Source organism: Pirellulales bacterium (assembly GCA_035499655.1).
GTDB lineage: Bacteria > Planctomycetota > Planctomycetia > Pirellulales > JADZDJ01 > DATJYL01.
Genome location: DATJYL010000138.1, coordinates 26,540 through 44,630, shown reverse-complemented (window position 1 = coordinate 44,630; position 18,091 = coordinate 26,540). Strand labels below are relative to the sequence as shown.

The window sequence follows — 18,091 nt, the reverse complement described above, 5'->3', positions numbered from 1 at the left end:
GGCACTTCTTGAAGCGCGTGGCCACGTCGATTGTCGAAGTGCGCGACGGCCGGGTGGTGAACTACCGCGGCGATTACGAGGCTTATCTTTACTCCATCAATCAAGAAATCGACGCGGCGGAATCGCAGCAAAAGGGCGGCCAGCCCTCCGCTAGCGGCTTAACGGCCAAACCTGCACGCGGCAAACCATCCGCTAGCGGTTTAGCACACAAAGCGAACAAACCGCCCGAACATCCGGACCGTCCTCCCCATCGCAACGACCGCCAACAGCGCAAAGAAATAGCCGTCCTGGAAAAAACCATTTCCCGCTTGGAAGCGCAAAAGAAATCCGTCCACGATCAGCTCATGACCGCCACCGACCCCGCCGAGGCCCTACGCCTGCATCACGAATTCACCACCGTGAGCGGCGAGCTAGAAACAGCCGAACAACGCTGGCTCCAACTGCAAGAAAAATAAAACTGCTGGCACATGGCGCACGAAGCCGACGATGGTTTCGCCGGCATAGAGCTTGCGCAGCGGGCATGCCATGCCCGGCTTTATGAGCGGTCGCCGCCGGCTCCCCACTGCCCGACCCACTGGGTTTTTCTACAATGCCAATATGGGCCCCACTTCAACCACTTCGCCGGCCGCCACCAATCATTCAGCCCCGTCCCAGAACGCGGCGAATAAATCGACTATCGAAGCCCTTGCCACCCCCGTGCAGTTTCTGAAAGGCGTTGGACCCGATCGGGCGAAACTGATGGAGCGAATTGGCCTGCGCACGGCGGCCGACGTGTTGTTCAACTTTCCGCGCGATTATCAAGACCTGAGCGATGTACGAACCATCGACGCCCTGGAAGAAGACAAACTGCAAAGCGTCCGCGGCACGGTCGAGGAAATCGATTTGCGAAACAAGGGCACGGGCCGTTCTATTTTAGGCGTGCTGGTGCGGCAGGAATCGCGCTACCTGCGGGCCTTGTGGTTCAACATGCCGTTCATGGCCGACAAATTTCGCCAAGGGCAAGAAGTGTTGCTTTCCGGCAAGCCGCGGCTGAAAGGGGGCCGCTGGGAAATGAGCCATCCCCGCGTGCAGTGGATCGACACGGGGGAAGCCGATGCAACATCGCAAGCCCAGGGGTTGCAACCCCTGGGCTTGGGCCCAATGCGCGGCGAAATTTTGCCGGTTTATTCGCTGACCGAAGGGCTCAAGCAAAGCGGGCTACGGTACATCACGCAGCAGGCCCTGGATGCCTATGTCGAACTGCTGGAGGAAGCGTTCCCGCAACCGTTTCTCACGGCCCAGCAATTGCTGCCCATCCACACGGCGCTACGTGAAATTCATTTTCCCACCAATAAGGACGTGCTTCAGCAGGCGCGCCGCCGATTCATCTACCAGGAAATGTTCGTGCTGCAATTGGCGATGGCGCTAAAGCGAAATGTGCAAGAAACTCGTCGTCAAGCGCCACCACTGGAAACCAGCGCCAAAATCGACGCTCGCATCACACGGCTGTTTCCCTTTGAGTTGACCGCCCAGCAGCGGAAAGCGATTGACGAAATTGCCGCCGACATGGGCCGCCGCACGCCGATGAACCGCCTGCTGCAAGGCGACGTCGGCTGCGGCAAAACCGTGGTGGCCGTGTATGCCATGCTGTTGGCCGTGGCGCATCGTTGTCAGGCCGCTTTGATGGCCCCGACTGAAGTGCTGGCCCGCCAACATTTGCGGACGCTGCAAAAACTGCTGGCCGGCAGCCAGGTGCGCATGGCCCTGCTCAGCGGCAGCCTCTCGGCGAAGGAGCGCGAAGAAACTTTGCGAAAGCTGGCGGCGGGCGAAATCGATTTGGTCATCGGCACGCAGGCCATCGTGTATGGCGACGCGCAGTTCAAGCAGTTGGGCTTGGTCGTGATCGACGAGCAACATCGCTTCGGCGTACGACAACGGGCCACATTGAAGCAGGCCGGCGCCGATCCGCACTATTTGGTGATGACCGCCACCCCCATTCCCCGCACCGTGGCCATGACGCTGTTTGGCGATTTAGACGTGTCGATCATTTCCGAAAGTCCGCCCGGCCGGCAACCGGTGCACACGTATTTGGCCGAAGGGGAAAACCGCGAAAAGTGGTGGGATTTTTTCCGGCGTCATTTGCACGACGGCCGGCAGGGTTACGTGATTGTGCCGCTGGTCGAGGAATCGGCGCATGTCGACACCGCCAATTTGCAGGCCACCTTCGAGGAGTTGGCCCACGGCGAGTTGGAAGCGTTTCGCCTGGGTTTGGTGCACGGCCGCATGACCGCCGAAGAAAAAGACGCCGCCTTGAACGACTTCGCCGCCGGTCGCACTCAGGTGCTGGTGGCCACTTCGGTCGTCGAAGTCGGCATCGACGTCCCCAACGCCACGCTGATGACCATTTTGGGCGCCGACCGCTTCGGGCTCGCTCAGCTCCATCAAATGCGCGGCCGTGTTTGCCGCGGCAAATTCCCCGGCAATTGCTGCGTGTTCGCCGGCGAGCGCAGCGACGATCCAGTCCAGCCGACTGACGAAGCCCAACAGCGCCTGCAAGCCTTCGTCGACACGACCGACGGATTCAAACTGGCCGAAATCGATTTCCAGTTGCGCGGCGCCGGCGATTTAATCGGCACCCGCCAACATGGCCTCTCGCCGTTTTATCTGGCCGACCTGGTGCGCGATTCGGCCGTGGTAACCGAAGCCCGCGAAGATGCCCGGCGGTTGATCGCCGCCGATCCCGGCCTCGCGCAACCAGAGCATACTCGGCTGCGTCAGTTGGTTCTGTTCCGCTACGGCGCGGCACTCGATTTGGGCGACGTGGGTTAAGGCCGAGCGCCGCTTAGTTAGCTTTTTAGTTATCTTTGGCCGCCGAAACTTTAAACGGCGCTAAATCGTAATTGGCGATGAACTTCTCCAGCGCTGGACAAGGCCGCCGCGCTTCCTCATCAACAAGCAGTGCATTGCGAAATCGGCCCAGCGCCAAATAGAGTTGATAATCGGCCGGAATGGGCACGCCCAAATCGCCGAAGTTACTATGACCGGAGAAGAATTTTGTTGCCGCAGGCGAGGGCGGAATCGATCGGACCCAACTCGCATCGCTAATTTGAGAAGTTCCCAATTGGCCGAGCAATTTGCGTTGTTCCGGGCTAATCAGTTCAATGCGGCCCATCATCACGCGCGTAATTTCCGCTGGCTGTGAAAGTGTCAGAGGCAAATAATGCTGGGTCCAACCTTTCGGCACGATGAAGAACAGTCGCCAGCCGCCGCTACGAAAGTACGAGTATTCCCACGTTTTCAGCATTGCCGTGGCTTCTTCGTCGAACAGCCCTTCGGCCACCAGCGCCATGTGCATTTCCTGTTGCAAACGGGCCAAATTTTCCGGTGCGAAGTCGGCCGGCGAAAAATCACCGGGAACGGTCACCTCCGGTTTATTGCCAATGCCCGTAACTTTAATCGGATCCAGCTTTCGAAATGCTGCTGCTCCGCTATCGTTGATTTTCACCAGCCACAGATAGCGGATCACCGGCGGCGTGTTCGCCTCCAACAACTCCCCAAACCGTGGTTGCAACTTCAAAGTGCCGCGCTGAGCATCGGAACTGACTGCGAGCTGCGATTCGATGTGCCCCACGCCGCGATAAAACAAATACCGCTCGCTTTCGCCGTCGCTGGTGGTCACATTGGCGGCCGGCACATTCCGGGGCGTTAGCCACACCGCTTCATCAGTTTCCGGGCCGATGCCGGTTGTGCCCACTTGCAAATGGTTCCACTCCAAACAACTACGAGTGTCATGGGTGAGGACGGTCTTTTCCAAATCGACCAACATTTTCGGCTGCGGCGTGTCGGTCTGAGCCGCCGGATAGAACTGCGTCAGCCAGCCGCCTTGAAATTCCACCTTCACGTCGACATCCAGCGGCCCTGTCTGCGATTTTGGGGGATAGAAATACATCACTGGCGTTTCCAGCCGTATAGTCACGTACGGATATTGCGCCGGAGCGCCTTGCATCAATTGCCGTGAAAAGTCTTGATACTGCGGAACCAGCGCATACGACTGCATCACCTGATGCACAAACGGCGGCGCCGGCTCGTCATCGACATTGATGCCACCCAGCGACCGGCCCGTTTCGTCTTCCAGCGACGTGAAAGTGCCCCATTCGTGAACCACAAGCTTGTCGCTAAAATTTTGCGACCCAGTATCGGCTGCCTGTGCGTAGTGCCGCGCACAGGCAAACCAAAAGAACGCCGAGCCTACCACAAATATCTTCGCATACTGTGGATAACGGCTCATGGCAAAGCCCTTTCCAAATGTGTCCTGGCGTTGGTGTTTTTATCCAACCGATTCTATCAAATCGCTGCAGGGCGCAGTGTCACGGCTGTGTAACAAAGAAAATGCGCGCCGCTCCCTCCTTGCAGCCCTACCGCGCCGCCAGAATTTGCTCGCCGGCGGTCCAGGCGTTTCCGTTGCGCTCCACACGGTGGTACAGCGTGTCGCGCTCCACCGGTTCGCGGCCGGCTTCCACAATCATCCGGCGAATTTGCTCGACCGACAGCACTTCCGGCGTGACGGCGCCGGCATCGTGATAAATCAATTCGTGCCGCACGGTGCCATCCAAATCGTCGGCCCCGTATGCCAGCGCCGTTTGTGCTGTGCCCAGGCCGAGCATAATCCAGTAGGCCTTGATGTGATCGAAATTGTCGAGCATCAACCGGCTCACGGCCATCGTCCGCAAATCCATCAAGGCCGATGGTTTTTTGATGTGCGACAGCTTCGTGTTTTCCGGATGAAACGCCAGCGGAATGAACGTTTGAAATCCGCCGGTTTCGTCCTGCAGTTCTCGCAGCCGCAGCAAATGATCGACCCGGTGATACGCGTTCTCCAAATGCCCGTATAGCATTGTGGCATTGCTGCGCAGGCCTAACTCGTGGGACGTGCGATGAATTTCCAGCCAATTGTGGGCGTCGGCCTTGTGTTCGCAAATGCGGTCGCGCACTTCGGGATGAAAAATTTCCGCCCCGCCGCCGGGCAGGCTGCCCAAGCCCGCATCTTTCAGTTCTTGCAGCACCTGGTGGACACTGCGGTTGGTGAGATGCGTAAACCAATTGATTTCTACCGCCGTCCACGCCTTCAAATGCAGCGCCGGATAATGGTCGTGCAGCATTCGGACCAAATTCAAATACCACTCGAAGTCCATCTGATGGTGCAGCCCGCCCACGATGTGCATTTCGGTGCAGCCGGCGTCGATCGCTTCTTGGCCGCGGGACAAAATCTGCTCGTCGCTCATCCGATAGCCTTTGGCTTCGCGCAAATCGGACCGAAACGCGCAAAAAATGCAGCGGTACACGCATACATTCGTCGGATTCAAATGCACATTGATGTTGTAATACGCATAGTTGCCGTTCTTCCGTTCGCGCACCAGGTTGGCCAGCTCGCCGACTTCGTTCAATGGCGTCTCGGGCGAATACAGAATCAGGCCGTCTTCCAGCGACAGGCGTTGGCCCGCCTCCACTTTGGCGCAGATTTTTTTAAAGCTTGGTTGTTCCATGATTAATGCGATAAAATTTGATCGCGAGAAATCTCTGCCCTATTAGACTCAACGTAGAAGACGTCTAGGAAAAGGCAGATTATCGAAGCAAAGAAAGAGAAAAGCCACCAAATTAGAGGTATTACTCCAGTAGACCGGTTATTGGTGAGATCCACTACAGTAGCCATTCCCATCGTGGCTAGCCAACAAAGTTGCACCGTCGCTGATAGACCCCAAATCGCTATTCGTATTCCAATTTTTGGAAACGTGAAAAGCCGAACGATATAACCCAGGGTTACCAGATAGCCTGGTGCAAATACCAAGAACGCTATTCCGTTTGCAAATACAAAAGCGGAACACAGTATTCCCCAGCCACAACCCCCAAGCGCCAATATGCCAGCAACAATTTTGATGAATAATTTCATAAATGAATTAAGGTACTTACACCCACATTGCGGCCGCACCGACAATCAGCAATCCCACGCTGACCACGGCGTTCACGTTGAAAAACGCCATATTCACGCGGGCTAAATCGTCGGGCGTCACCAGTCGATGTTCGTAAACCAGCAGCACGGCGATGGCCGCCACGCCGACCCACCATAGCCAGCCTATCAAAGGATAAACCAGCGGCAGCGCCAAGAGAAGGACCACCATCAGCAAGTGACAGGTAGCCGCCATGTCCAAGGCCCGTTTAACGCCCCACCGCGCGGGAATGCTGTGCAGATTTTGAGCACGGTCGAACTCGACATCTTGGCAAGCGTAAATGATATCGAACCCCGCCACCCACATTTTCACCGCCCCTCCCAGCACAATCACCGGCAACAAATCCCAAAAGTTTGCCATTACATTTTCACCACGAATGGCAATCCAAGCCATGATCGGCGCCAGCCCCAGCGCGCCGCCCAGCCAAAAGTGCGCCAGCATGGTGAACCGCTTGGTGTAACTGTAGCCGAGCAAAAACAGCAACATCGGCACGGCCAGATACAGCGGCAACCGATTCGGCAGAAACAACAGCGTGCTAGCGATGAATGCCGCCGAGCTCACCGCCGCAAATGCCGCCACGCTGCCGACACTTAACACGCCGCTCGGTAAATGCCGCTGCGCCGTGCGCGGGTTGAGGGCGTCAATTTTCCGATCGGCCAGCCGGTTGAACGCCATCGCCGCGCTGCGCCCCGCCACCATGCACAAAATCACGCCGAGAATTCGCATCCACGGCCAGATAAACTCTGGCCGGCAAGCTGCCGGAAATTCGTGAAGGAGCGGTCGCAAATCGGCGAGCTTTAATTCGTCGGGTAGAATGATGTGAACCGGAGTTGCATAAGTGGCAATTGCCTCTCGTTTAATTGCCGCTTCCGCCCCCAACAGCCGGCAAGCCAACAATGTTGCCAGCAGCGCAAACGGCAGCGCAAACAGCGTGTGGCTGAAGCGGATCATCTCCAAAATATGACGAATGCGAGTCAACATCGGGAAAGCAATTAGCGACTAGCAACTAGCGATTAGCTAAGCGAAGTAGCCAGCCTTCTGCCGGCTAGCTGCTAGTTGCTAATCGCTTCTAAACGCCCCAGCGCCTAGTCAACCGGTGCTCGACTCCCAACTGGTCGCAAATGCGCGCGACCACAAAATCGACCAGGTCGTCCACGGATTTTGGCCCCTGATAAAATCCAGGACTGGCGGGCAACACCACCGCGCCGGCTTCGGCAGCCTTGCGCAGGTTGTCGATCTGCGGCAGCGACAGTGGCATCTCGCGAGGCATTAAAATCAATTTCCGCCGTTCTTTCAAATGCACTTCGGCCGCGCGATGAATTAAATTGCTCCCCATGGCATGGGCAACCGCCGCTAGCGTGCTGCCTGAGCAAGGGCAAATTACCATGCCGTCGGTGAGAAACGAGCCGCTGGCAATCGGCGCCATGAGATCTTGAAAGTGGCAATAATGAATTTGCCTTTGATACCGATCAATCGTCGCCGCCTCCAATCGCTTGCGGTTTAGCAACTCCTCCGCCGAAAACCGCGCCAAATCGACCTTAATTCCCAACTCGGTTTCCAGCACCAATTGCGCCGCCGGGCTGATCGTCAAAAACACATCTCGCCCCGCCGCCACGAGCACTTCCAACAGCCGCACGCCATAAACAACTCCGCTAGCGCCCGTGATGGCCAAAACCAGAGGTTGCATATTTATTTCGTCCCCACATACAGCGTCGCAATGCCGCCGGTCAAAGACCAAAATTCTACACGGTGCAAGCCCGCCGTTTGCATGCGCGCGGACAAAGCTTCGCCATCGGGAAACTCGCCGACGCTTTCCGGCAAGTAATTGTAGGCCCGCGAGGGACTACGGGATACAGCCTGTCCCACCCTCGGCAGCACGCGCCGAAAAAACCAGCGATAGAGTCCCCGCACCGGCTGCAGCCGCGGCATCGAAAATTCCAGCACAGCCACGCGCCCCCCCGGCTGGCACACGCGCACCATTTCGCGCAAGCCCAAATCGGTGTTCGTGATGTTTCGCAGCCCGAACGCCACGCAGACAATTTGAAATTGATCGTCCGGAAATGGCAACCGTTGGGCATCGGCTTCGATGAAAGCCAGTCTGCCGTCATAACCTGCGCGGCTGGCTTTATCGCGCCCGATCGTTAGCATTTCGTGGCAGAAATCGGTCCCAATAATGCTGCCCGTCAGCGGCATCCGGTGAGCATAGGCCAGGGCTAAATCGCCGGTGCCGGTGCATAAATCAAGCACTGGCGCGGTTCCTTGCAGCGGCACACGGCGGACGGTTTGCCGCCGCCAGTGCCGATCGACTCCAAACGACAGCAAATGATTGAGGAAATCGTAACGCAGAGCGATTTCCGCAAACATCCGCCGCACGCGAGTTTCTGATTTATCTACCGCCATATTCGCAGTTTGTCTGCCTGAGACGTGCCCACCGTCAGTTTACGCAGTATGATTTATAGAGTGTAAGCCGATTGCAGATCGACAGTCAGGGGCCGTTTTTCACCCACAGCGAAAATCGTATCATTCGTTTTTCTCCTGCCTGATCATCGTCTGCCCGCTCTTTAACGACCCATGTATAGCACGTTGTCGGTTCATTTTCTGCCGTCGCTCACAACTCCCGAGGAATTGGCCGCCGGTGTGGTCGTGGTGATCGACGTGCTGCGGGCGAGCACAACCATTACCGCCGCTTTGGCCGCGGGGGCGCGGGAAGTGATCGCTTGTGCGGAAGTCGAACAGGCACGAGATCGGGCCGCGGAGTTGGGCCGACGCCGCCCAGCGACGGAGAAAATTCTGGTTGCCGCCGCTGCGGAAACGATAGGATCTACAACCAGCGCGATGCCTGCAATGCGTGCGGCAAAGCCTGAACCGTTATTGGGCGGGGAACGGGGCGGTCTGCCGATCGACGGCTTTGACCTGGGCAATTCCCCGTGCGAATATACCCCGCAAGTGGTCGCCGGCCGGTCGATCGTCTTTACGACGACCAATGGCACCAAGGCGCTCATGGCTTGCAGCGCTTCGCAGCAAGTGCTGATTGGCTCATTTTTGAATTTTTCGGCGGTGTCGCGCAAGTTGACCGGCGAGTGGCCGATTCATTTGTTGTGCGCCGGCACCCGCGGTCGCGTCACACGGGAAGATGTGTTATTTGCAGGGGCGCTGGTCGAGAGGTTGGCCGGCAGAATTGTCGAAGAAGGGGCCATGAACGACGAGGCCCGCATGGCCCGCGACGTGTGGCGCCATGCCATGGGGAACATTCGTCTGCCGGGCCGTCGCGCGAACCAGCGACTGGCCGAAGTGCTCAAGGATACGCAAGGGGGTAGTAATTTAATCGGAGTCGGCTTATCTCGGGATATTGTTGATGCCTCCGAGATCGATCTTTACGATTTTGTCCCCGTGTTCGACGCAGCCCATTGGCGCATTGTCAGGCCGTCGTCATGACGATATGCTGCCATGACGTGCTAAGCCGCAAACGGCGTGGTTTCTGAACTCTGAACCCCGGCCTCTCCAATGGATATGGACAAACTGGTCTCGCTGTGTAAACGGCGGGGCTTTATTTTTCAAAGTAGCGAAATCTACGGCGGCCTCAACGGCTTTTGGGATTACGGCCCGCTCGGCGTCGAGCTCAAACGCAACGTCAAGGAAGCCTGGTGGCGCGACATGGTCACCGGCCACGACGATATCGCCGCTCCCCCCGGCGCTCCAGAAGCGTTCGAAATGGTTGGCCTCGATTGCTCCATCATCATGCATCCGCAGGTGTGGAAATGCTCCGGCCATTTCGATTTGTTCGTCGACAAAATGGTCGATTGCCGCACGGAAGGCTGCAAAGGCCGGTTCCGAGTCGATCATATTCCGACCAGCCAGTGTCCGCTGAAACCAAGCAAACATCCCGGCGAGTTTGAAAAGTGCCAACTCACCCCGCCGCGCGATTTCAATCTGATGTTCAAAACCATCATCGGCGCGCTCGGCGGTGAGGAAGACGCCGCTTATTTGCGGCCCGAGACCGCTCAAGGCATGTTCGTCAACTTCAAAAATGTGGTCGACAGCAGCCGCGTGAAAGTGCCGTTTGGCATTGCCCAAATGGGCAAAAGCTTTCGCAACGAAATCACGCCCCGCAACTTCACCTTCCGCAGCCGCGAATTCGAGCAAATGGAGATGGAGTTTTTCTGCCATCCCAGCCAATCGCAGCAGTGGTACACCTACTGGCGCGACCGCCGCATGAAGTGGTACACCAACCTCGGCTTGTCCAGCAATCGCCTGCAACTCCGCGAGCATGGCCAGGACGAACTCAGTCACTATTCCTGCGGCACGTCGGACATCGAATATGCGTTTCCGTTTCTCGGCCCCGGCGAATACGGCGAACTGGAAGGCATTGCCCACCGCGGCGATTTCGATTTGCGCAGCCACATGGAAGGCAAGCTCGATCCCAAAACGCGCCCGCTGGAACTGGAAAAAGGCCCCGACGGCAAGCCACGCCACCGTGGCAGCGGCAAAGATTTAACCTACTTCGACGACATGAAGAAGGAGCGCTACACTCCCCACGTCATCGAACCCGCCGCTGGCGCCGATCGCGCCACGTTGGCCTTCTTGTGCGAAGCGTATCACGAAGATCAAGCGCCCGACGAAAAGGGCGAAATGCAAACCCGCGTGGTGCTCAAATTTCATCCCCGCATCGCCCCGCTGAAAGCCGCCGTCTTCCCGCTGGTGAAAAAAGACGGCATGCCGGAAATGGCCCAGGAAATCTATCGGGCGCTCAAGCAGCAAATGAACGTTTATTACGACGAGAAAGGGGCCATCGGCCGCCGCTACCGCCGCCAGGACGAAGCCGGCACGCCGTTTTGCATCACCGTCGACGGCCAATCGCTGCAAGATAAAACCGTCACCCTCCGCGACCGCGATTCGCTCCAGCAATCGCGCATTAAGGCCGACGACATCGTTGACGAAATCCGCAAACGCATCGAAAAATGACCAATGACCATCCCGGCGCGCCGGGACCAATGACCAATGCATGTTGATCCCTGATTGTCTTCATTGGTCATTGGTGCTTGGGAATTGGTCATTCTGCTGCTCCGTACCCTCCGTGGCTCCGTGGTGATTAATCGGCATGCTTCCTGCGCTCAGCCAAGTCTGTTCGCTACCTTCGCCGTTTGAAAAAGACGTCGAAGATTACGCCGCCGGCCATTGCGGAGCGATCGAAATCTGGCTCACGAAGCTGGAAACTTATCTGCAATCGCACCGTGTCGACGATGCACGGCGGTTGCTGGAAAATAATAACGTGTCCGCACCGGTGGCCAGTTTCCAAGGCGGACTGCTCATTTCGCAAGGCGATGCCCGGCGAGAACACTGGAATCACTTCGAGCGCCGCCTGGAACTGTGCCGCACTCTGGGAATTGGCACAGTAATTATCGCCGGCGACGTGCTCGGCCCGCTCGACGAACAAGCTTTCGGCCGCCTGCAAGCGTCGCTAACTCAGGCGGCCGCCAAAGCCGGCGAGCACGGCCTGCGGCTCGCGCTGGAATTTCAGGCGAAAGCCACGTATCCCAACAATTTGCAATCTGCCGCCGCGCTCGTCGAAACCATTGCCAGCCCGCACCTGGGCCTCTGCCTTGATGCGTTTCATTTTTTCACAGGCCCGAGCAAAGAGTCCGATTTGGCGTATCTCACCGCCGACAAACTATTCCACGTGCAATTGTGCGATTTGGTGTGGCAGGCGCGCGAATTTGCCGCCGACGGCGACCGCATTCTTCCCGGCGATGGCGATTTTCCGCTCTTCACCATTGTGGAGCGGCTACATGAAATCGACTACCGTGGCTGTGTTTCGGTCGAGCTGATGAACCCGGCCATCTGGCAAATCCCCGCGCGGCAATTCGGCGAGGTGGCCGTGACCGCCATTCGCAAAGTGCTGGGATTGGCCAGCATGAGTTAAGCGCGTTGTAAAGCCGCCGATGGCATCGGCGGGAACCGCCAATTGACACCGCCTCGACCAATCAATTTAATCTGCCTTCATGGGCAGAACCCTAGGTTACCATTACGTGAAATCCGGCTACGGTCTGTGGCTGCCGGGTGATTCCAGAGGCCATTGGTCGGAAGCATGGGATGAACAGATCGGATTCATCGAACCGCATATGCTTCACGGCGGTGATCCAGTGCGCGAGCGCATGGCGCGGGAACGAATGAAGCAGCCGCCCGTGCGATTGGACACAGCAATGATCGCGGCGGTCGAAAAAGCAATTTCCGCCTGCGCAGCGTCATCGCCTTGGAAAATTGTCGCTGCCTCGATCGAGTCAACCCATCTTCATCTGCTGCTGACATATTCGGGGATGGATATCGAGAGAACGGCAAAGTGGCTCGCCCAGCAGATGACCAAAGAAGTGCATGCCCAAACCAAGCACGAAGGGCCAGTGTTCTGTAAGAACTATTGGTGCAGCTACATGTTCGATGAATCACATTGGCGGAACACCATTCGCTACATCGAACGACACAATGAACGGCGGGGAGAAGTGAGCCGGCCGTATCCGTTTCTTTACGGCGGCGATTGAATGGGGAATCGATGGTAGCGCACCGCCGATAACATCGGCGGCTTTACATCGGATGACATCCCGCTATCGCCGGCTATCAACGCGGCAAGATTTACATCATCGCAACTGTGACAGTTTGTCGGCAAATAGATCGAGCCGCCCCTTCAAATTGGAGAGCAGCGGATACGGGGCGGCGTCTTCTGCCGAGTGGGCATAAAACGATTGCCCGGGCGTCGCTTGTGGAGTGCGCAGCAGTGCGGCGGCGTGATTGATTTCGTGCAGTTGCCGATCGACGTTTTCCAGCGTTTCCGCCGTGCGGCGGTTGGCGTGCCACAAAAGATTTAGCCGCAACACCAATCCCAACACCAGCCCGAATTGGCCCGCCAGCGTCAGCGACATCCCAATGCCCCACAGGTCGCCGCGGCGACCCACGAACGACCACGCCAACATGGCGCCGCCGCCGGCCAAGGCCATTAGTCCCAGCGACATCAGGCACCATGCCAAAAGCGAACCTCGACGACGAGATTTGCCGGCGTGGTTGCCGGCAGAACTTGGCACGTGGGTACTCGAAAGCGTTGCCGGCCGAAGCACAATGGGAGCTGCTGAATGCACAGAATGAGAATGTGCCGCTTCCGGCTTCAGAGACAAACCTAAGCGTTTTTTCAAGCTTCGCAATTGTTCGTCCAACAGCCAATCGTCTTGTTCGAAAGCCGGCAGGGCACGGTGTAGTTGAACGGTCATTGCGGCGGGGATTGCTGCAGCAACGTTTGAAGATGCGTTCCGCCGAATTTCCCAGTTGGGCATTTCTACAGCGGCGGATTCGGGAGAAGAGGGATACACGTTGCGCTTCAGGAAACGGCCGCATTGGGCACAACGGGCCGTATCACCGGCGGCAATGGCAGGCACATCTTGTTGGCAATTCTGGCACCACATAACCGGCGAGGATCCTGAGGATTGACGAAACACAGACCCGGCCCCCCTCCGGGCAGCAATACATTTCCGCGCGTAGGGAAAATAGCCACACATCTGTAGCCATCGACAGGGGCTATAGCAGACTGTAAGGGTTCCGGCGACTTTCCCGTGATGGAAGCAATACCAAGAAAGAAATGGCGGACTGCCGCCATTTGGGCAAGCATGCTAGCTAAAGATGCCAGCCTTGATTCCATGCTGCTATTTCAAGGCAGCCCGTACGGCGTCGAGCACTTTCGTCTGCGCTTGTTCAAACGGCCCTTTCACAAATGCTCCGGCGGCCGCTTTGTGTCCGCCGCCGCCGAATTGCTCGGCCAGCTTGCTGCAATCGACTGCGCAACGACTGCGGAAACTGACTTTGGCGTCGCCGTTGGGTTGTTCCACCAGAATCACTGCCATCTGCGTGCCGCCCACGTTCAAAGTCATGTTAATGATGTCTTCCGTATCCGATGGAATCGCCCCCGTGGCTTTAAAATCGTCCTGCCGCACGGCGGTGTGAATGAACCGCCCTTCGATTTCCGTTTTGGCACACGCCAAAATACGGCCGGTCAAATTCAGCCGCGCCAAACTTTCCTGTTCGTACAGCGAGTTGTAAATGCCGCTGGGCTTGGCCCCGGCATCAATCAGCGCGCCGCCCGCGCGGAATGTATCGCCGCGTGTGGAACCAAAGCGGAACCAGCCGGTATCGGTGGCGATGGCCGCAAACAGCGGCGTGGCAATTTCCGGCGTGAGCCGCACCCCTAAATGCTGGGCCGCCTCCAACACCAGCCGCCCCGTTGCTTCCGCCTCCACGTTTTTAAACTCCTCGGCGCCCAGGTCATCCGCGCTAACGTGATGATCGAGCACGATTTTTTTCGCCTTGGTCGCCCGCACCACATCGGCCATGGGGCCCAGTTGCGCCCAAGCGCTGGTGTCCAATATCATCAAAAGCTGAACATCTTCCAAATCTGCCTGCCGCACTTCCACGTTAATGGTTTGAATGCGGCGATGCGGATCGATGAAGCGATAGTTTGGCGGAGTGGCTTGGCCGTTGACAATCCGAACCTGTTTGCCCAGCGCATCGAGAATGCCAGCCATGCCCAGTTCGCTCCCCAGTGCGTCGCAATCGGGCCGAATGTGGCTGACCAGTAAAAATCGCTGATGGGCCTTGATGACTTCCACAAATCTTGGCCAGTTAATGCTCATGCGGTTCACTCGGTATGGGTGCGGCTGATTCCTATCAGGGCTGCTCATGGGCGAATTGTTGGAATGCTTTTTCGGCCGCAGCCACGTCCCGGGCCAGTTGGGTCTTCAAGGCATCGACATCGGCAAATTGCACAATGTCGCGGAGACGTGCCAGGAAGTCAACCTCCAGCGGCTGGCTATAAAGCGAATCGTGAAAGCCGATCAAATGCACTTCCACCTTCAAGGTTTGCTCGCCGAACGTCGGATTGGAACCCACGTTGATGGCCGCCGGCCATGTCGCGCCTTCGGCTGTGCACCGGCCGGCATACACGCCTACGCCCGGCAGCAGCGTATCGACGGCATCCACATTCGCCGTGGGGAAACCGATTTTTGCCCCGCGCGCCGCACCATGTCGAACCATTCCACGAATCCGATACGGGTGCGTCAACATTTGATTGGCTTGGTCAATCTGTCCAGCGGCAATGCACTGCCGCACGCGAGAACTCGAAACCGGCGCCCCAGCAAGCATCAAGGGTTCCACCACTTCCAGCGCAGTGCCCTGTGCCGCGCATAATTGCCGCAGCACTTCGATATTGCCTGCCCGATGGTGGCCGAAAAAAAAGTTCGTCCCCTCGACCATGGCGCGGGCCTGGAGCGTATTGCCTACGATTTTTTTAAAAAACTGTTCGGGCGAAAGTTGTAAAAGTGCGTCGTCGGTGGGATAGGCGATGGTAGTGTCGACCCCCAGCTCGGCCAGCAGCTCCGCTTTGCGGTCGGTCCAAGTGAGCGGTGGCGGTGCGTGCTGCGGGCGCAACAAGCGCACAGGATGCGGATCGAACGTGAACACCACCGCGGGGCCACCACACTGCCGGGCCTGAATTAAAAGCCGCTCCACGATTCGCGCATGCCCCCGGTGCACACCGTCAAAATTGCCAATGGCCACGGCCCCGCCTCGGACTGCAGCGGGCAAATCGGCAAGATCACGCAACAGCTTCATGCGAGGAATATAATTAATTTGGAAATACGGATCACGAATCAAAAATTATCGGCGGTTTTGCCTCTGGGTTCAACTCGCGTCGTCGAACCACGGCCTTTTTGTTATCCTAGAATATAGTGGGGTGGTAACTACCTTCTCTCACTGCAAATCAGCCACACATGGACGATAAGCAAATTTTCCTGTCGACCGAATTAGCTCACCGGCTGGCGGCGATCGACATCGGCTCCAACAGCGTGCGGCTCATGGTGGCGGAACCGCTGCGCGGCGGCAATTACCGAATTTTGGACGAAGAGCGCGAGCCCACCCGGTTGGGCCGCACCCTCAGTTCCACGGGCACACTCGATGCACAGGCCGTGGAGCTTACCCTGGCAGCCTTGCGGCGGTTCAAACAAATTGCCGCCGGTTATCAAGTGGCGGAGCTGAGGACCATTGCCACGTGTGCCGTGCGCGAGGCTGTGAACGGGCCTGAGTATTGCCGCCGCGTGAAAGACGAAGTGGGCATCGACGTGGAAGTCATCAGCTCCGATCTGGAAGCTCACCTGGCGTTTTACAGCGTTCAGCGGGCTTTTGACCTCAGCGGCAAAAATGTGGTCGTGGCCGACATTGGCGGCGGCAGCACCGAGATTGTGCTGGCCAGCGGCAATGTCATTGAATCGATCGTCAGCACCTCGTTGGGGGCGGTGCGGCTCACCGAAATTTACGGCAACGGGCCGGGCATGGCCGGCGAAGATTACCAGCGGATGATCGATGCCATCGACCGTACCCTGAAGAAGCAGGCCCAGCGCGAATTCTTTCCCCCTCACCTCCTGATTGGCTCCGGCGGCACCTTCACCAGCATGGCCGAAATGATGATGGCCTCGCGCAAGCAGGTCGGTTTGCCGACGCGTGGCTATTTGCTCTCGCGGGCTGAAGTCAGCCACATGCTCGATCGCCTCCGCAAAATGCCGTTAAAAACCCGGCGGCAAGTCCCGGGGTTGGCGCCCGATCGGGCCGACATCATCGTGGCGGGCATTGCGGTGGTCGATCGGTTGATGCGGCACTTCAAAGTCAACTTGCTGCAAGTTCACAGCCGCGGGGTGCGCGACGGTTTGTTGCTGACGATGATCGACAACACTCTGGGCGCTCCCAGCGCAAATCCGGCGGATCGAGAAGCTGCCATTAATCGCTTCGCTGCCGCTTGCACCGGTGAGTACGAATTGGCGCATGGCCGCCAGGTGGCGCGCTTGGCCGGCCGGATTTTTGAACAAATCGCCGAGCAATTCCGCCTAAACCCGGACGATCGCCCGCTGTTGGAAGCGGCTGCCCGCTTGCAGGACGTGGGCTACTTGATCAATTACGATCAACATCACAAGCACAGTTATCATTTGATTTTGAACAGCCGGCTGGCCGGTTTCCGCCCGCGAGAGTTGGAGCTAATCGCCAACATTGCCCGGTATCACCGCGGCGCGCGTCCCAAGCAAAAGCACGCCAATTTCCGTCAGCTTCCCTCCGAAGATCAGCGCCGCGTGGAACAATTGGCCGCGATCCTGCGTCTAGCCGGCGGATTAGATCGCAGCCATAGCCAACAAGTGAAAGACGTAACGCTAGGGCGGACTGACAAGCACGCCGAGAAAAAATTGGAACTCCTGGTGCACTCCGAATTCAATCCGGAAGTCGATTTGTGGGGCGCCCGCCGGCGCACCAAATTATTTAAGCGGGTATTCGGAACGAAGCTCGGCGTGGAGTGGGCTGGCGAGCAAAAATCGAATGATTCTTCATTGGCCGATTTGAAATCCGACCACTTTCAAGTCCAGGGGTTGCAACCCCTGGACTTGCCTTCCCAAACCGGAAAAACTTCCAACGGTGCGGCTCACAGCAACGGCGCTAATGGCGCTTCGAATGGCACAAAGCAAACCAACGGCCGCTCGCCAAAATCTGCTCGCAAATCGCGCGAGCTGGAACGCTAAATCATTCGCGCTTGGCATCAGAGTCGCTTGAGAAGCTTATCGTATTCAGCGTGCGAGCCGATCCAATGCCACGTGATCGCATCGCCTTCCAGCAGCCCGATTGCACGCCCTCCCAACCCAACTCGCACGGAATATAGTTGCTGCTGACCGTGGATTCGTTTGAAGTGCAAACCAGGATGGGCCGGGTTCTGCCGCCAAATTTGCTAGCTTTTTCGCGCTTGTTCTTTTACTGCATCCGGCAGCTTTGAGAAGAGAGCGACGAATCCTTCCGTAACTCGGGACTTCATAGCTCATCGAAGCCCACATCTCGCACACGGCCAGAGCGAATTTCTTTCCTGGCCTCTTCCGCCAATTTTGCCAGTGCATCCGGGGAGCGAGAGAAACTTTCTTGCCAGCGTTGTTCGTCGGCAATCTCTTGGAGAATCAATGCGGCAAGCGCATCCTGATCGTCAGGAGGCAGCTTTGCCATGGCGTCGATTGCTTCTTGAAGTAATGTTGTCATCGCTAAACCTCCCAGCC

At 57.6% G+C, this 18,091-nt stretch carries 16 protein-coding genes; 7 read left to right on the top strand and 9 right to left on the bottom strand.

Annotated features, from left to right (window positions below):
• Together VMJ32_09685 and recG are read left to right on the top strand one after the other, a co-directional pair.
• Nucleotides 1–455 (top strand): ABC transporter ATP-binding protein (locus tag VMJ32_09685; GenBank protein HTQ39289.1); only part of this gene is annotated, 455 nt, incomplete at its 5' end.
• Nucleotides 456–597: 142 nt separating this feature from the next.
• Entirely contained in the window at nt 598–2,808 is a 2,211-nt protein-coding gene (gene recG / locus VMJ32_09680) for an ATP-dependent DNA helicase RecG (protein HTQ39288.1), read from the top strand.
• Between the two features lie 25 nt (nt 2,809–2,833).
• Here the strand turns inward: recG and VMJ32_09675 are convergent, their stop codons facing one another.
• The 5 genes from VMJ32_09675 to ubiE all read right to left on the bottom strand — a co-directional run bounded on the left by VMJ32_09675 (nt 2,834) and on the right by ubiE (nt 8,384).
• Nucleotides 2,834–4,267 carry a hypothetical protein gene (locus VMJ32_09675; protein ID HTQ39287.1) on the bottom strand — a complete coding sequence of 478 codons (1,434 nt, stop codon included), beginning with the start codon at nt 4,265–4,267 and terminating at the stop codon, nt 2,834–2,836.
• Nucleotides 4,268–4,394: 127 nt separating this feature from the next.
• Complete coding sequence (gene mqnE / locus VMJ32_09670) at nt 4,395–5,522, bottom strand: aminofutalosine synthase MqnE (protein HTQ39286.1); 1,128 nt, start codon at nt 5,520–5,522, stop codon at nt 4,395–4,397.
• Between the two features lie 420 nt (nt 5,523–5,942).
• Nucleotides 5,943–6,965: a UbiA-like polyprenyltransferase gene (locus VMJ32_09665; protein ID HTQ39285.1), complete on the bottom strand. Its 1,023-nt coding sequence runs from the start codon at nt 6,963–6,965 to the stop codon at nt 5,943–5,945.
• An 88-nt stretch (nt 6,966–7,053) separates the two neighbouring features.
• The gene (locus tag VMJ32_09660; GenBank protein HTQ39284.1) at nt 7,054–7,671 is read right to left on the bottom strand and encodes a flavin prenyltransferase UbiX; all 618 of its coding nucleotides are present in this window, start codon (nt 7,669–7,671) and stop codon (nt 7,054–7,056) included.
• A 2-nt stretch (nt 7,672–7,673) separates the two neighbouring features.
• Entirely contained in the window at nt 7,674–8,384 is a 711-nt protein-coding gene (gene ubiE / locus VMJ32_09655; protein ID HTQ39283.1) for a bifunctional demethylmenaquinone methyltransferase/2-methoxy-6-polyprenyl-1,4-benzoquinol methylase UbiE, read from the bottom strand.
• Nucleotides 8,385–8,555: 171 nt separating this feature from the next.
• Between ubiE and VMJ32_09650 the strand changes: the two genes are divergently transcribed.
• The 4 genes from VMJ32_09650 to VMJ32_09635 all read left to right on the top strand — a co-directional run bounded on the left by VMJ32_09650 (nt 8,556) and on the right by VMJ32_09635 (nt 12,517).
• Nucleotides 8,556–9,419 carry a 2-phosphosulfolactate phosphatase gene (locus VMJ32_09650; GenBank protein HTQ39282.1) on the top strand — a complete coding sequence of 288 codons (864 nt, stop codon included), beginning with the start codon at nt 8,556–8,558 and terminating at the stop codon, nt 9,417–9,419.
• A 75-nt stretch (nt 9,420–9,494) separates the two neighbouring features.
• On the top strand, nt 9,495–10,946 hold the full coding sequence (locus VMJ32_09645) for a glycine--tRNA ligase (protein HTQ39281.1): 1,452 nt from the start codon (nt 9,495–9,497) through the stop codon (nt 10,944–10,946).
• Between the two features lie 136 nt (nt 10,947–11,082).
• On the top strand, nt 11,083–11,904 hold the full coding sequence (locus VMJ32_09640; protein HTQ39280.1) for a sugar phosphate isomerase/epimerase family protein: 822 nt from the start codon (nt 11,083–11,085) through the stop codon (nt 11,902–11,904).
• A gap of 79 nt (nt 11,905–11,983) precedes the next feature.
• Nucleotides 11,984–12,517 carry a transposase gene (locus VMJ32_09635; GenBank protein ID HTQ39279.1) on the top strand — a complete coding sequence of 178 codons (534 nt, stop codon included), beginning with the start codon at nt 11,984–11,986 and terminating at the stop codon, nt 12,515–12,517.
• 96 nt (nt 12,518–12,613) lie between these two features.
• On the opposite strand, the gene VMJ32_09630 is transcribed toward VMJ32_09635, so the two are convergent.
• The 3 genes from VMJ32_09630 to VMJ32_09620 form a co-directional block, all read right to left on the bottom strand.
• The gene (locus VMJ32_09630; GenBank protein ID HTQ39278.1) at nt 12,614–13,429 is read right to left on the bottom strand and encodes a hypothetical protein; all 816 of its coding nucleotides are present in this window, start codon (nt 13,427–13,429) and stop codon (nt 12,614–12,616) included.
• A 237-nt stretch (nt 13,430–13,666) separates the two neighbouring features.
• Entirely contained in the window at nt 13,667–14,650 is a 984-nt protein-coding gene (locus VMJ32_09625) for a DHH family phosphoesterase (protein ID HTQ39277.1), read from the bottom strand.
• Nucleotides 14,651–14,684: 34 nt separating this feature from the next.
• Nucleotides 14,685–15,626, bottom strand: a complete 942-nt coding sequence (locus VMJ32_09620) for a bifunctional riboflavin kinase/FAD synthetase (protein HTQ39276.1) — start codon at nt 15,624–15,626, stop codon at nt 14,685–14,687.
• Nucleotides 15,627–15,784: 158 nt separating this feature from the next.
• Between VMJ32_09620 and VMJ32_09615 the strand changes: the two genes are divergently transcribed.
• Nucleotides 15,785–17,572, top strand: a complete 1,788-nt coding sequence (locus tag VMJ32_09615; GenBank protein HTQ39275.1) for a Ppx/GppA phosphatase family protein — start codon at nt 15,785–15,787, stop codon at nt 17,570–17,572.
• 283 nt (nt 17,573–17,855) lie between these two features.
• Here VMJ32_09615 and VMJ32_09610 read toward each other — a convergent pair whose 3' ends face one another.
• Nucleotides 17,856–18,074, bottom strand: a complete 219-nt coding sequence (locus VMJ32_09610) for a hypothetical protein (protein HTQ39274.1) — start codon at nt 18,072–18,074, stop codon at nt 17,856–17,858.
• Nucleotides 18,075–18,091: the final 17 nt, after the last annotated feature.